The 1,913-nt window shown below is 52.6% G+C and carries 1 protein-coding gene and 1 rRNA gene; both read left to right on the forward strand.

Annotation, left to right across the window (positions count from 1 at the left end):
- The coding region (hemG, locus tag ACFV9W_RS39060) for a menaquinone-dependent protoporphyrinogen IX dehydrogenase (protein ID WP_385770876.1) at nucleotides 1-250 on the forward strand (250 nt) is incomplete at its 5' end.
- A 399-nt stretch (nucleotides 251-649) separates the two neighbouring features.
- Nucleotides 650-1,913 (forward strand): 16S ribosomal RNA (locus ACFV9W_RS39065); the annotation flags it as partial.

The raw sequence follows: 1,913 nt of genomic DNA on the forward strand, positions 1-1,913 counted from the left end.
GCGTTCGCCGCAAACCAACGCCTATACCCGTAAGTTCCTGTTGGCTTCGCCGTGGCAGCCAAAACAGTGCGCGGTGTTTGCCGGCGCATTGCGTTATCCGCGCTATCGCTGGTTCGATCGCATCATGATTCAATTCATTATGCGTATGACGGGCGGTGAAACGGATACCAGTAAGGAAGTGGAGTACACAGATTGGCAACAGGTCGACCGCTTTGCCCAGGAATTTAGCCAGATCCAGTACGAAAAGTGACAAAAACGCGGGTTTGGCCAGCGTTTTGCCGAAAAAAACCGCGCTTGAAAAGTTTTTTGCATTTAGGGGTTGCGGCCCGCCGAGAACTCCCTATAATGCGCCTCCACTGACCGGGAACAACGACTGACAAGCCGCCGGGTCAGCGAGAGGAAAGCGAAATAAACGCTTGACTCTCCGGGTGAAAAGCGTAATATACGCCACCTCGAGTTAGCAAGCGAAAGCGACTAACTCACTGCTCTTTAACAATTTATCAGACAATCTGTGTGGGCACTCCACAAGACGATATCCAGCATCTTCGGATGCAAAAAAATATCAAGTCTTGAAGAGTGACTAACTGAAGTAAAATTCATGCAGTAAATCTTTGAGCATCGCTTCTCGAGTGGAAGCAAATCAAGCTTTTAATTGAAGAGTTTGATCATGGCTCAGATTGAACGCTGGCGGCAGGCTTAACACATGCAAGTCGAGCGGTAGCACAGGGGAGCTTGCTCCCTGGGTGACGAGCGGCGGACGGGTGAGTAATGTCTGGGAAACTGCCTGATGGAGGGGGATAACTACTGGAAACGGTAGCTAATACCGCATAACGTCGCAAGACCAAAGAGGGGGACCTTCGGGCCTCTTGCCATCAGATGTGCCCAGATGGGATTAGCTAGTAGGTGGGGTAATGGCTCACCTAGGCGACGATCCCTAGCTGGTCTGAGAGGATGACCAGCCACACTGGAACTGAGACACGGTCCAGACTCCTACGGGAGGCAGCAGTGGGGAATATTGCACAATGGGCGCAAGCCTGATGCAGCCATGCCGCGTGTGTGAAGAAGGCCTTCGGGTTGTAAAGCACTTTCAGCGAGGAGGAAGGTGGTGAACTTAATACGTTCATCAATTGACGTTACTCGCAGAAGAAGCACCGGCTAACTCCGTGCCAGCAGCCGCGGTAATACGGAGGGTGCAAGCGTTAATCGGAATTACTGGGCGTAAAGCGCACGCAGGCGGTTTGTTAAGTCAGATGTGAAATCCCCGGGCTCAACCTGGGAACTGCATTTGAAACTGGCAAGCTAGAGTCTCGTAGAGGGGGGTAGAATTCCAGGTGTAGCGGTGAAATGCGTAGAGATCTGGAGGAATACCGGTGGCGAAGGCGGCCCCCTGGACGAAGACTGACGCTCAGGTGCGAAAGCGTGGGGAGCAAACAGGATTAGATACCCTGGTAGTCCACGCTGTAAACGATGTCGATTTGGAGGTTGTGCCCTTGAGGCGTGGCTTCCGGAGCTAACGCGTTAAATCGACCGCCTGGGGAGTACGGCCGCAAGGTTAAAACTCAAATGAATTGACGGGGGCCCGCACAAGCGGTGGAGCATGTGGTTTAATTCGATGCAACGCGAAGAACCTTACCTACTCTTGACATCCAGAGAACTTAGCAGAGATGCTTTGGTGCCTTCGGGAACTCTGAGACAGGTGCTGCATGGCTGTCGTCAGCTCGTGTTGTGAAATGTTGGGTTAAGTCCCGCAACGAGCGCAACCCTTATCCTTTGTTGCCAGCGGTTCGGCCGGGAACTCAAAGGAGACTGCCAGTGATAAACTGGAGGAAGGTGGGGATGACGTCAAGTCATCATGGCCCTTACGAGTAGGGCTACACACGTGCTACAATGGCATATACAAAGAGAAGCGACCT

The organism is Streptomyces sp. NPDC059897 (assembly GCF_042730865.1).
GTDB lineage: Bacteria > Actinomycetota > Actinomycetes > Streptomycetales > Streptomycetaceae > Streptomyces.